General features: G+C 62.1%; 9 protein-coding genes. 2 read left to right on the top strand and 7 right to left on the bottom strand.

The features are described from left to right. Window positions 1–205 precede the first annotated feature (205 nt). Both fsa and tkt read right to left on the bottom strand, forming a co-directional pair. Window positions 206–862: a fructose-6-phosphate aldolase gene (fsa, locus tag O9H32_RS03925; RefSeq protein WP_269864530.1), complete on the bottom strand. Its 657-nt coding sequence runs from the start codon at window positions 860–862 to the stop codon at window positions 206–208. A 93-nt stretch (window positions 863–955) separates the two neighbouring features. After that, on the bottom strand, window positions 956–2980 hold the full coding sequence (tkt, locus tag O9H32_RS03920; protein WP_269864528.1) for a transketolase: 2025 nt from the start codon (window positions 2978–2980) through the stop codon (window positions 956–958). 116 nt (window positions 2981–3096) lie between these two features. Here tkt and O9H32_RS03915 point away from each other — a divergent pair, with 116 nt between their 5' ends. Both O9H32_RS03915 and O9H32_RS03910 read left to right on the top strand, forming a co-directional pair. Continuing rightward, window positions 3097–4011, top strand: a complete 915-nt coding sequence (locus O9H32_RS03915; protein WP_269864526.1) for a LysR family transcriptional regulator — start codon at window positions 3097–3099, stop codon at window positions 4009–4011. A 244-nt stretch (window positions 4012–4255) separates the two neighbouring features. Further along, window positions 4256–6010: a methyl-accepting chemotaxis protein gene (locus O9H32_RS03910; protein WP_269864525.1), complete on the top strand. Its 1755-nt coding sequence runs from the start codon at window positions 4256–4258 to the stop codon at window positions 6008–6010. 421 nt (window positions 6011–6431) lie between these two features. On the opposite strand, the gene O9H32_RS03905 is transcribed toward O9H32_RS03910, so the two are convergent. The 5 genes from O9H32_RS03905 to O9H32_RS03885 form a co-directional block, all read right to left on the bottom strand. Next, window positions 6432–6755 (bottom strand): SCP2 sterol-binding domain-containing protein, encoded by a 324-nt coding sequence (locus O9H32_RS03905; RefSeq protein ID WP_269864523.1) that lies wholly within the window; start codon window positions 6753–6755, stop codon window positions 6432–6434. Between the two features lie 82 nt (window positions 6756–6837). Beyond that, window positions 6838–7305: a PaaI family thioesterase gene (locus tag O9H32_RS03900; protein ID WP_269864522.1), complete on the bottom strand. Its 468-nt coding sequence runs from the start codon at window positions 7303–7305 to the stop codon at window positions 6838–6840. A gap of 41 nt (window positions 7306–7346) precedes the next feature. Beyond that, on the bottom strand, window positions 7347–9050 hold the full coding sequence (locus O9H32_RS03895; protein WP_269864520.1) for a long-chain-fatty-acid--CoA ligase: 1704 nt from the start codon (window positions 9048–9050) through the stop codon (window positions 7347–7349). 23 nt (window positions 9051–9073) lie between these two features. Next, window positions 9074–10855: an acyl-CoA dehydrogenase family protein gene (locus O9H32_RS03890; protein WP_269864518.1), complete on the bottom strand. Its 1782-nt coding sequence runs from the start codon at window positions 10853–10855 to the stop codon at window positions 9074–9076. Window positions 10856–10993: 138 nt separating this feature from the next. After that, entirely contained in the window at window positions 10994–12178 is a 1185-nt protein-coding gene (locus O9H32_RS03885) for an acetyl-CoA C-acyltransferase (RefSeq protein WP_269864515.1), read from the bottom strand. Between the last annotated feature and the right edge of the window lie 21 nt (window positions 12179–12199).

The following is a 12199-nucleotide window of genomic DNA, read 5'->3' as shown; positions in this document are numbered from 1 at the left end:
TTAACTTTTCTTTATCATTATTCTCCCATTGTGACAGAATTCCTGCATCTTGCCCAGGATTCGCCAAAAAATGAGCCCGCCTCCCTCTCCGCTTCATCCGCTGGGACGAGCTCAGCAAGATTCACTTGGGTAGATGTGAAAAAAGCCGCCCCCGGATAAGTCTGGAAGCGGCCTTGGTATGGTATACAGCACTGGTGGAGAGAGATTAGAACACGCTTTGCTTCGCGCCTTCCCAGTCGGCCAGGAAGCGCTCGATGCCGGCATCGGTCAGCGGGTGCTTCGCCATGGACTGGATGACCTTGTAAGGAACCGTTGCGATATCGGAGCCGTTCAGAGCTGATTCGATGACGTGCGCCGAGTGGCGTACGGAAGCCGCGATAATCTCGGACTCGATGCCGTGAATCTTGAAGATATCCGAAATTTCCTTGATCAGGTTCATGCCCACCTGGTTGATATCGTCCAGACGGCCGATGAACGGCGACACGTAAGTCGCCCCTGCTCTTGCAGCGAGCAGCGCCTGCGTGGAGGAGAAGATCAGTGTCACGTTCGTCTTGATACCGAGCTGCGAGAAGATCTTCGTCGCCTTCAGGCCTTCTTCGGTCATCGGCAGCTTCACCACGACGCTGGAGCCGAGAGCGGCGAGCTTCTTGCCCTGCTCGACCATTTCGTTCGCTTCGAGCGAGATGACTTCCGCACTGATCGGCAGGTCGCCGACGATGGAGATGATTTCTTTCACCGTCTCGAAGAAGTCGCGTCCTTCTTTGGCAATCAGGGACGGGTTGGTCGTGACCCCTGCGATAACTCCCAGCTCATGCGCCTTGCGGATTTCTTCCACGTTTGCCGTATCGATAAACAGTTTCATGATTCTTATCTCTCCCCGGTCTGTAGATTGTAGTGCAGGATGATGCGGGCCCGGGGCCGGACGGGCCGGCCCCTGCCCAGCTTCCATTATCACTTAAGCAAAATACTTCTGGACGACGCGTTCTGCGATCTTCTCCGGTGTAAAGCCGTACTCGGAGATGACTTTGTCCGGCTTCGAAGAAGCGCCAAACTGCTTGATGCCGATCGTGAAGCCTTCGCCGCCGACTACCTCTTCCCAGCCGGACGGATATGCCATCTCGATCGCCACGCGGGCTTTGACGCCCGGCAGGATGACTTCGTCGCGGTATTCCTGCGGCTGGCGCTCGAACAGCTCGCGGCTCGGCATGGAGACTACGCGTGCCTTGATGTTCTGCGCGGCCAGCGTTTCTTTGACCTTCAGCGCGAGGCTCACTTCGGAGCCGGTAGCGACCAGCTGCACGTCCGGAGCGCCGCCCTCGGCGTCGGCCAGCACGTAAGCGCCGCGGTGGATGTTCGCCGCCGCGAGCTCGCGTGTGCCTTCGAGCACCGGCAGGTTCTGGCGGGACAGCGCCATGACGTAAGGGCCTTCGGCCGCTTCTACCGCATAGCGGTAAGCCGCGGAAGTCTCGTTCGCATCCGCCGGACGGAACAGCGTCAGATCCGGGATCAGACGCATCGACGGAATCTGCTCGATCGGCTGGTGCGTCGGGCCGTCTTCGCCGACCGCGATGCTGTCATGCGTGAACACGTAGATCGCCGGAAGCTTCATCAGCGCCGACAGGCGGATCGCGCCGCGCAGGTAGTCGCTGAAGACGAGGAACGTGCCGCAGTAAGCGCGCAGGCCGCCGTGCAGCATCATGCCGTTGACCGCGGCGCCCATGGCGAACTCACGCACGCCGAACCAGAGGTTGCGGCCGGCATAGTTCGCCGCGCTGAAGGCGTCTTCACCGCTTAGAGCCGTCAGGTTGGACGAAGCGAGGTCCGCCGAGCCGCCGATGAAGGAAGGGATTCCTTTCGCCAGGGCGTTGAGCGCCTTGCTCGATGCCGTACGGGTCGAGATCGCCCCGTCTTCCGGCGAGTACGCCGGCAGGTGCGCATCCCAGCCCTCCGGCAGCTCGCCGTTCAGAGCAGACTTCAACTGCTGCGCGAGCTCCGGATACGCCTGGGCGTAGCCGTTCCACAGCTTCTCCCACGCGAACTCTTCTTCGCTCCAGCGCTGCTGCAGCTCCGCGAAGTGCGCAGTGACCGCTTCCGGCACGTAGAAGTCCGGCTCCAGAGGCCAGCCGAGCGCTTCTTTCGTCAGCTTCAGCTCTTCCTTGCCGAGCGGGGAGCCGTGCGTACCGCCGTGGCCGCCCTTGCCCGCTTTGTTCGGGGAGCCGTAGCCGATCGTCGTCTTGATCTCGATGAGCGTCGGACGGGACAAGTCGGCCCGGCCTTCTTCGATCGCTTCGGCGATGGCTTCCAGGTTGTTCTCTTCTTCTACGCGCAGGTACTGCCAGCCGTAGGCTTCATAGCGCGCCTTCACGCTCTCGGAGAAGCTCATGCTGAGCTCGCCGTCGAGCGAGATATCGTTCGAATCGTACAGGACGATCAGCTTGCCGAGCTTCAGATGCCCTGCCAGCGAGGAAGCTTCGCCCGAGATGCCTTCCATCAGGTCGCCGTCGCCGCAGATGGAATAGGTGTAATGATCGACTACCGGATAGCCTTCTTTGTTGTACACCGCGCCCATGTGCGCTTCCGCCATAGCCATGCCGACTGCCATCGCCACGCCCTGCCCGAGCGGACCGGTCGTCGCTTCCACGCCGGCCGTGTGGCCGTATTCCGGATGGCCCGGCGTCCGGCTTCCCCACTGGCGGAACTGCTTCAGGTCCTCCAGCGTCACATCGTAGCCTGTCAGGTGCAGCAGCGAGTACAGCAGCATGGAGCCGTGGCCGGCCGACAGCACGAAGCGGTCGCGGTTCGCCCACTGCGGGTTCGCCGGGTTGTGCTTCAGGAACCGGCTCCACAGCGTGTAAGCCATAGGAGCTGCGCCCATCGGCATGCCGGGGTGGCCCATGCCCGCCTTCTCTACGGCGTCGATGGTCAAGGTACGGATCGTGTTAATGCTCAGATGTTCAACCGAAGTATCTACGGTAATCAAGTCATCGCCCTCCCAAGGTGCATTGTCAACTTTTTCTCCCTTCATTATAATAAAGAGCATGCTTATATACGTAATCGATATCTTGAATACTCGCTATAGAAGGAGTCTATATCTATATGATTAACTTCGAGTTATATAAAGTGTTCTACCTCACCGCCCGGTCCGGGAGCCTGTCCAAAGCGGCCAAGGAACTCTACATCACCCAGCCGAGCGTCTCCCATTCGATCAAGCTGCTGGAGGAAGGCCTCGGCCTCCAGCTCTTCGCCCGCACCTCCCGCGGCGTCGAGCTCACGAAAGAAGGCGGGGTCCTCTACACCTACATCGAGCAGGCCTTCAACTTCATCTCCCTTGCGGAGCAGAAGATGGAGGAGCTGCGCAGCAACACCAGCGGCGAGATTCAGATCGGCGGGAGCGACTCGCTCTGCAAGCATTACCTCCTTCCCTTCCTGGAGTCGTTCCACCGCGAGTTCCCCGGCATCGGCATCAACCTGGTGCACGGCACAACCCCCGAGATCGTCAAGAGCCTCAGGGAGGGCAAAATCGATATCGGCATCGTCCGCCTGCCCGTGACCGACGACCAGCTGCTCGTCCGCGAAGGCATCACGATCCGCGATTGCTTCGTCGCCGGCCCCAAATACAGGGAGCTCGCCGAACGGGAGGTATCGCTCGAAGAGCTGCTCGCCTATCCGATCATCCTGTTCTCCCGCAACTCCTCCTCCCGGCGCTTCATCACCAAGCAGTTCCTGGAGCAGGGGTTCGTCCTCGAACCCGAGATCGAGCTCGGCAGCGTGGACCTGCTCATCGAATTCGCCAAGATCGGCTTCGGCGTCTCGTTCGTCACTAAGGAATTCGTGGCGAAGGAGCTGGCGGAGGAGTCGCTCTTCGAAGTGAAGCTGAAAGCTCCGCTGCCCTCCACCCGGGTCGGTATCATTACGCTGAAGAGCGTGCCGCTCTCCGCTGCGGCTGCCGAATTCATCAAGAAGCTTGAAGGCGGCAGCCGCGGGGAGCCACAGGCTGTGGGCCCGGCTTGAGCGTCCGGCAGCCTCAGGAAGCCGCAGCGTGCCCAGGTGCACCGTATCGTACGAGATGCGGTGCTTTTTGGCGTACCCACCGTCTGATGTCAGGATTTCCGCGGCGGCTCCATAGGACTTCAGCACTCTCGGGAGGACGGGAATCCCATCGAAACTCCTATGCAGCGGGGAGACGGTAACGCCGATATAGTGAGTAATCCAACTGGTACGATGACCAGCTCACAACGAAACGGAGAAACCGACCATGCTAAAAAGACTCGGCCTGCGCACCAAGCTCGTACTGATGCTTCTGATTCCCCTGCTCCTTCTGCTCCTAACCAATGCTTACGGCTTGCAGAAGATGAGCGCCATGCAGCAGAACCTGATCGTCTCGCTGCACGATTCGACCTACCGCAGCTCGGAAGCGCTGCTCAATGCCGACCGCGATCTGTACCAGGCGCTCGTTGCCGCGGAGAAGCTGCTCCTGATCCCGGCCGGAACCGGTGCCTTTGCCTCGGCCGAGAAAGACATCCAGGACAACCTCGCTCAAGCCAAGGAACGGGTCCAGGACGCCGAGGCGATCTGGAAGCAGAATCAAGACCAGCTGCTCGCGCCTGATGCCGAAGCGAGGCTTGCCGCCCAGTTCAGCCTCTTCGGCCAGGAGATCGCCGCTTGGGAATCCGGCACAGCCGAGGTCATCCGCTCGCTGGACGGCACACGGCCCGGCTCCCGTGAAGCCCAGGCAGCGAAGCTGGACGGCCTCGACAAGACCTTCGGCACGGCCCGTAATGCGCTCAACGAGCTGGAAGAAATCGTAGGGGCTAACGCCGGTCAGCAGATCGAACAGACGATGGGCTCGATGGAAGCCCTGAAGCTGAGACTGGCCATCGTCGTCCTGCTCGCAGGTCTCGTGATCGTGGCCCTGGGCTGGATGGTGTCGCAGGACATCCGCCGGTCCGTCGGCCGCGTGGTCGAGGTAGCCAACCGCGTCTCGGAAGGCGATCTCGCGGTCCCCGAGATCCCGGTAACGACGAAGGATGAGATCGGCCGGCTGGCCGCATCCATTAACGGGATGACGCGCAACCTGCGGGATCTCATCGCGGCCATCAACACGACCGCCATGCAGGTGGCCGCTTCCTCGCAGGAACTCTCGGCCTCATCGGAGGAGACCGGGAAAGCGAGCGAGCATATCGCCCGCAATATCCAGCAGATCGCCTCCGATGCCGAGACTCAGCGGATCAGCGTCAGCACCGGCTTCGATAACCTGCAGGAAATCTCGGAGGCCGCGCGCCGGATCTCGGAGAGCCTGGATAACGTGAGCGGGCACGCCGGAGAGACTTCCGGGAAGACGGCGCACGGCAACGAACGCATCCGGGCCGCCGTCGGACGGATGACGAGCATCGGCCGGTCCGTCTCCGAGCTCGGGAGCTCCGTCCATACGCTCGGGGCGCACTCCCAGGAGATCGAGCGCTTCGCCCAGACCATCTCCGCCCTCTCCAACCAGACGAACCTGCTCGCCCTGAATGCCGCGATCGAAGCGGCGAGGGCCGGAGAGCAGGGCCTCGGCTTCGCCGTGGTCGCTGCCGAAGTGCGCAAGCTTGCCGAGCAGTCGAGCAATGCGGCCATGAATGTAACGGAGCTCGTCCAGAACATGCTGTCGGTGACAAGCCATACGGCTTCGTCCATGAAGAATACAGCCCAGGAAGTCGAGCAGGGCATCACTGCCGTGAACGAAGCCGATGCTTCCTTCACGGAGATTCAAGAGTCCATCGGTGAAGTCGTCGCCTATATCTCCCGGATCTCGGGAGATACGCGCGAAATGTCGGAAGGCGCCAGCCAAGTGAACGCCGCGTTCCAGGAGATCGGGGCGATCATGGACCGCTCGGCTGGCGACGCGCAGAGCGTATCCGCCGCCTCCGAGGAGCAGCTCGCCACGATGGAGGATATCTCCTCCTCCGCCCGGGCGATGTCCCGCATGGCCGAAGAGCTGCAGGAGCTCATCCTGCGCTTCAAGCTGTAGCGCTTAGCCGAGGGGCGATTCGCGAGTGCAGCAAGCGATTGTGCTCCTGCTGTACGATTTAAGCGCTGCATATGCATTTGCGGCCGCGCTACGATTCAATGCAGCAAGCGATTGTGCTCCAACTGTACAGTTCAAGCGTTGACCGCGAATGTGCTCCTGCCGCATGATTCCATGCTGCATACGAATACGATCGCCCAGCACGGCAAAAGACCGCATCCCTTCCCGAACGTTCGGGCGGATGCGGTTTTTTGTTAAGGCGGAAGTACGGCCTTGTCGGGGATGGGGAGCATCCCCCCGGATACCCCGGCCAAGAGAACCCGCTGCACCGTCCCCTCTCCATCACTCTGCAGAGGCAGGCCCCTCACGCAGGACGGGGGGCTCAGGGCGCCCACGGAATAGGAATGTGTGCAGTACGCACGCGCTAGACGTAGCTCTTCAGCCGCTCCTGCAGCTTCAGCGCCAGCCCCATCTTCCCCTCCACCTTCAGCTGTCCGAGCATGAAGGCCATGGTGGTGTTGAGATCGCCGCGCAGCAGCTTCACCAGATGACCGTCCGAGAGGATCAGCGTACAGTCGGACGGATAGGCGGCCTCCTCGAGAATATCAACTCTCCCCCCCTCGAAGCGTACCTGCAGCGGTCCGCTGTCGTCCATGCGGAACTCGTATACGTAATGCATATCCCGAATCGGATCTAGATACGCTTCCATCCGTTCTTTGATCCGGTGTAATTCGTCTCGTGCGCTCAAGTGGTCCGCCCCCTCTTTACGTTTCGCAGGCACCCTTCTTTGGACGTATGGGTTACCGGCGGTATGCCGCCGATCCGCCTTGTTATTCGGACTTTACTTGATCCGCCTTCTTCTGTGCTCCCGAAGCAGGTTCGATCACCCGGAAGGTTCCTGTACCGAACGCGCACAGAGTACCGTCCCCGCTGTGCACGTATCCCTGCGTCGTGATTAACTTGCGGGATTGGTGTACGACTTCCGCGCTCACCGTAACGCTGCCCTCCCGTACGGATGTCAGGTAGTGCAGATTGAGGTTCGTAGTGACCACCGCCTCCTGCGGCCGTACGGCCATCGCCATCAGGCCCATGATCGAATCCAGCAGTGTCGCATGCACGCCGCCGTGCAGGATGCCGATCATGTTCAAGTGGTGAGGTCCGATCTTCAGGGCTGCAGCCACGCGGGCCGGTCCGAACTCAGTGACCTCGCCGCCGACGTGGTCCCAGAATGTGCCCTGCGGCGACGAAGCTTTTAAGAACTGCAGATGGGCCTCGCTTCCTCCCTCGATCCCTTCCATGGCGCCTTTCCTCCCTTCATGGATGTATACCGCTAGCGTATTCAAGCGCCCTGTCCCTTATCCTTGCCGGGGGCATGTGCCTCCTCTTCGATCAGCTTGCGCCGCAGCACCTTGCCGACCATCGTCTTCGGGAAGCTCTCGCGGAATTCGTAGATCTTAGGGACTTTGTAGACGGCGAGCCGTTCCTTGCACCAGCGCTTCAGGCTATCCGCGTCCGCGGTCGCGCCTTGCTTCAGCACGATGAACGCCTTGACCGTCTCGCCCCGGTACGGATCGGAGACGCCGGCCACGACAGCCTCCTCGACATCCGGATGCTCGAAGAGCACCTCCTCGACCTCCCGCGGGTAGATGTTATATCCCCCTGCGATGATGAGATCCTTGCGCCGGTCGAGGATGAAGAAGTAGCCATCCTCATCCATCCGGGCCATGTCGCCCGTAGACAGCCAGCCGTCCTTCAGCACCTTCGCCGTCTCGTCCAGGCGTCTCCAGTAGCCGGCCATCACTTGGGGCCCGCGGACGACCAGCTCGCCGATCTCGCCCTGCGGCACCTCCGCGCCGGTCTGCGGATCGACGATCCGCGCCTCGGTATCCGGGAGCGGAATGCCAATCGCTCCGAGCTTGCGCTTCTCCCAGATGTTGTTGGCGTGCGTCACCGGGGAGGCCTCCGTCAGCCCGTAGCCTTCGATGAGCTTGCCGCCCGTAAGGCTCTCGAAGCGCTCCTGCACCTCATGGGGCAGCGGCGCCGCGCCGGAGATGCAGAACTGGATCGAAGAGAGATCATACTTCCGGATGTCCGGATGGTTGATCAGCGAGATATACATCGTCGGTGCACCGGGGAACACCGAAGGCTTCAGCTTGTGAATCATCTGCATTACCTCTTCCACCTGGAACCGGGGGATGAGGATGAGAGTGCCGGCGAGATAGACGGACTGGTTCATAAGCACCGTCATCCCGAACACGTGGAAGAACGGCAGCGCCGCGAGATATTTCTCATGCGCCTCTCTCGTCTTGTAAGCCCACAGCCGGCTCTGGATCGTATTGGCGACGAGATTCAGATGCGTGAGCATGACGCCCTTGGAGCGGCCCGTCGTCCCGCCCGTATACTGAATGAGCGCCAGGTCGTTCTCCGCATCGACGACTGCCTCCACCTCGCCGGGAGAAGACGCTTTCAGCAGCTTCGAAAAAGAGAGCACCCGCTCTCCATAAGCGACTTCCGGCTTCTGGCCTTCTTTGCGCAGCTTCAGCCCATAGAGCAGATTCTTCGGGAACGGCAGATAGTCCGCCATCGACGTGACTATGAGATGCTGCAGCCCCGTCGCCGGCATCACCCCGCGGACCCGCTCATAGAGCAGGTCCATCGTGACGATCAGCTTCGCCTGCGCATCGTTCATCTGGTACTCCAGCTCGCGCGGCATGTAGAGCGGGTTCGTCATGACGACGACCCCGCCCATCAGCAGCGTGCCGTAATAGGCGATCACCGCCTGGGGACAGTTCGGCAGCATCACCGCCACCCGGTCGCCCTTGCGGACGCCGAGGCCGAGCAAGGCATTCGCAAAGCGGCGTGCGCTGTCCAGCAGCAAGCGGTAAGAGACGGTCCTGCCCATGAAGAGCAGGGCCGGATGATCTCCGTGCTTCTCGGCAGACGCGGTCAGGAAGTGCGCCAGATTGTGCCGCGGGTAATCGAAGGATGGTGGGACGGAAGCCGGATAATGTCTTACCCAAGGTTGGCCTGACAAGTCGAACACCCCCTATCCTGCTTAGGCCGGCGTCACAGCGCGTACTTCTCCGCATCAATGACCCGCGCGGCGATGCTTCGCTTCAGCTCGATCGTGTTCACGGCCGACTTGCGCGTAAGCTTCTTCAGCACCGACAGCTGCGTCCGGAGCGTATCGCCGGTTTCCATCGCGGCGAGCGACTCCTTCGCCAGCTCGTGGATGCGGTCGAAAGACTCGTGCACGAAGACAGTCGTCATGTCTACCGCATTCTTCACTTTGGCCTCGCCCCCGCGGCCGATCAGCTTCTTCGTGCGCAGCAGCGCGCTCTCCATTGCGAAGACGAGAATCATGATGTCGGCCAGATGGCTCAGGATCTCCTGCTCCGCCTCGAGCTTCATCTGGTACTTCTGCACGGCGCCCGCGCCGGCCATCAGGAAGATCTTCTTCGCCATGGCGAGCAGGTGCGTCTCTTCCTCCAGCGTGCCCTCGAACACCTGGCCGGGCACCAGCTGCAGCAGCTCGGACTGGAGCGCCATCGCCTTCTGCATGAGAGGCAGCTCGCCCTTCATCGCCCGCTTGATCAGCGTACCGGGAATGAGCAGGCGGTTGATCTCGTTCGTGCCTTCGAATATGCGGTTAATCCGCGAATCGCGGTAGATCCGCTCGATCTTGTACTCCTGGATGAATCCGTAGCCGCCATGGATCTGCACGCCTTCATCCGCGACGAAGTCCAGCACCTCGGAGCCGAACACCTTGTTGATCGAGCATTCGAGCGCATATTCGGCGATCGCCTTCGCCGACTGGGCGCCGGCCTGCGGGGAGCTCGTGTCGACTTCGGCGAGCCCTTCGTCGAAGAGGCCGGCCGTGCGGTACACCATGCTCTCGAGCACATAGGTGCGGGTGTTCATCTCGGCCAGCTTCTTCCCGATGAGCGGGAAGGATGAGATCGCCCGGCCGAACTGCGTCCGCTCGTTCGCATACTTGGCGGAGAGCTCGATGGCGTCCTTCGCCGCGCCGACGCAGCCTGCAGCGAGCTTGAAGCGCCCGATGTTCAGGATATTGAAGGCGATGAGATGGCCCTTGCCGATCTCCCACAGCAGGTTCTCCACCGGGACATGCACGTCTTCGAGAATAAGCGGGCAGGTCGACGAGCCCTTGATCCCCATCTTCTTCTCTTCGGGTCCGATGCTCACGCCCTCCATCGTCCGCTCGACGATGAAGGTCGAGAAGTCGGTGCCGTTCACCTTCGCATACACGATGAAGAGATCCGCGAAGCCTGCGTTCGTGATGAACTGCTTGGAGCCGTTCAAGACATAGTGCGTGCCGTCTTCCGATAGGACTGCCGTCGTCTTGGCGCCGAGCGCATCCGAGCCCGAGGAAGGCTCCGTGAGACAGTACGCCGCGATCTTCTCGCCGGAAGCGAGGGGCGGCAGATACTTCTGTTTCTGCTCCTCGTTGCCGAAATAGACGATCGGCAGGGTGCCGATCCCGACATGCGCGCCGACGGAGAGGGCGAACGCGGAGGCCTTCGTCAGCCGCTCGTTGATCAGCGTCGAGCTCACCTTGTCGAGCCCGAGGCCGCCGTACGCCTCCGGCACTTCCGCGCCGAGAAGGCCGAGCTCGCCCGCGGCCCTCAGCTTCTCTACCGTGAGCTCATAGTTCAGCTTCTCGATGGCCTCGTCGTGCGGCTCGATCTCGCCGGCGACGAAATCCTCGGTCGTCTGGGCGATCATGCGGTGCTCCTCGGTGAAGTCCTCCGGGGTCACTACCCTGGTGTGGTCCATCTCTTCAATAATGAAGCTGCCGCCTACCACTTTGCTTGCCGCCTTGTTCATCCCGATCCCGCTCCCTTTGTCCCTGAATAGGGGTATGATGATAAAAGAGTGCCTGCCTTCCAGCATCTTCGCCTGCCCGGCCCCGTTCCGCTTCCCTGCCGTACCACGCTGCCGCAGCCCAAACTCGCCGCGCGGCCCTTACGTCCCGTGAACCTCGAACACGCCTGCCGCGCCCATGCCGCCGCCGATGCACATCGACACGACGCCGTAGCCGCCGCCCCGCCGCCGCAGCTCGTGCAGCAGCGTCGCCGTGACCTTCGTGCCTGTGCAGCCTAGCGGATGGCCCAGCGCGATCGCACCGCCGTTCACGTTGACTTTCGCCTCGTCGATCCCGAGCTCGCGGATGATATGCACGCACTGCGAGGCGAACGCTTCGTTGATCTCGAACAGCGACACGTCTTCGATGCCGATCCCGGCCATCTTCAGCGCCTTCGGGATCGCCTCGACCGGGCCGACGCCCATAATCTCCGGCTCCACGCCCGCCAGGGCGAACGAGCGGAACGTCGCCAAGGGCTTCAACCCGAGCGCGTCGGCCTTCTCACGGCTCATCACGACGCAGGCCGCAGCCCCGTCGCTCATCTGCGAAGCGTTGCCCGCCGTGACGCTGCCGCCGAGCCGGAACGCCGGGCGCAGCTTCGCGAGCCCTTCGACCGAGGTGTCCGGGCGGACGCCTTCGTCCGTGTCGACGGTGTACCGCTTGCGCTTCACCCGGCCGGCGTCATCCACCGTCGTCCACTCCGCCTCGAACGGCACGATCTCCTCGCGGAACTTGCCCTCCGCGATAGCGGCCGCCGCCTTCCGGTGCGACTCCGCCGCGAAGCGGTCCTGGTCCTCGCGGGAGACGCCGAACCGGTCCGCCACCAGCTCCGCCGTGTGGCCCATGCCGATGTACACCTCGGGCATCGTCTCCACGATCTTCGGGTTCGGCGAGATCTTGAAGCCCGTCATCGGCACGTGGCTCATGCTCTCCACGCCGCCGGCGATCATGACGTCGGCATGGCCGAGCATGATCCGCTCGGCGGCGAAGGCGATCGACTGCAGCCCCGACGAGCAGAACCGGTTGACCGTCAGCGCGGGCACCGTCACCGGGAAGCCCGCATAGAGCGACATGATGCGGGCGAAGTTCAGCCCCTGCTCGCCCTCCGGCATAGCGCAGCCGATGATGACATCTTCGACATCCTCTTTCTTCAGCCCCGGCGCCCGGTCGATCACGGACTCCAGCACCGCCTTGCCGAGGTCCTCGGCCCGCGTCTGGGCGAATACGCCCTTCTTGGCCTTGCCGATGGCGGTGCGGGCGATGGATACGATCACTGCTTCTCTCATTCCCCTCAAGTCCCCTCTCCG

Origin of the sequence: Paenibacillus caseinilyticus (assembly GCF_027533645.1) — a bacterium.
Classification (GTDB): Bacteria; Bacillota; Bacilli; order Paenibacillales; family NBRC-103111; genus Paenibacillus_G; species Paenibacillus_G caseinilyticus.
Note: the sequence above shows the minus strand (reverse complement) of the source record. Positions and strands in the feature narration are given on the sequence as shown.

Bases quoted from the DNA above. Each gene is read 5' to 3' on its own strand.
- O9H32_RS03915 (WP_269864526.1), top strand. From the start codon at position 3,097: ATGATTAACTTCGAGTTATATAAAGTGTTCTACCTCACCGCCCGGTCC.
- O9H32_RS03900 (WP_269864522.1), bottom strand. From the start codon at position 7,305: ATGGAAGGGATCGAGGGAGGAAGCGAGGCCCATCTGCAGTTCTTAAAA.
- O9H32_RS03890 (WP_269864518.1), bottom strand. From the start codon at position 10,855: ATGAACAAGGCGGCAAGCAAAGTGGTAGGCGGCAGCTTCATTATTGAA.
- fsa (WP_269864530.1), bottom strand. From the start codon at position 862: ATGAAACTGTTTATCGATACGGCAAACGTGGAAGAAATCCGCAAGGCG.
- O9H32_RS03885 (WP_269864515.1), bottom strand. From the start codon at position 12,178: ATGAGAGAAGCAGTGATCGTATCCATCGCCCGCACCGCCATCGGCAAG.
- O9H32_RS03910 (WP_269864525.1), top strand. From the start codon at position 4,256: ATGCTAAAAAGACTCGGCCTGCGCACCAAGCTCGTACTGATGCTTCTG.